Origin of the sequence: Pyxidicoccus caerfyrddinensis (assembly GCF_010894405.1) — a bacterium.
Lineage (GTDB): Bacteria > Myxococcota > Myxococcia > Myxococcales > Myxococcaceae > Myxococcus > Myxococcus caerfyrddinensis.
Genome location: NZ_JAAIYA010000140.1, coordinates 1 through 445 on the forward strand (window position 1 = coordinate 1; position 445 = coordinate 445).

Annotated in this window: 1 pseudogene; it reads left to right on the top strand. The window is 69.7% G+C overall.

Annotation, left to right across the window (positions count from 1 at the left end):
* Positions 1–30 precede the first annotated feature (30 nt).
* A pseudogene (locus tag G4D86_RS51880) lies at positions 31–445 on the top strand (hypothetical protein); the annotation flags it as partial.

Sequence of the window (445 nt, forward strand, 5' to 3'; positions counted from 1 at the left end):
CGTTACGACCTTTTTCCGGGGGGAAGTGCCATGAAGCGGTGGGTGGCGTCGGCGTTGGTGCTGTCGGTGGGGTGTACGCCCCTGGATATGGAGCGGCGCACCGAGCGAGGCCCCGTCCTGCGCACGTACCTCCAGGAGACGCAGCTCGGGGAGCGCATGCCCTTCGCGCGCACGGAGGTGCGGTGGCCCCAGCTCTCCCTGCGCTTCTTGACGGCGGACATCTGCCGCACCGAACAACACGCCGAGTACACCGAGGACATCATCACCACCCGCTCCGCGCCAGGCGCGGCGGGGGCGGTGAGCTCGGGGGGTGTCCTCACCGCCGTGGGTGGCTTCCTGGTGCTGGGGCGCACGCTCTTCTCCAACACACCGGACAAGGACTCCATCGACCGGAGTGGCCACTACGGTGCCCCCAGTCGCGAGGTGGCGACGACGTGGGGCGTGG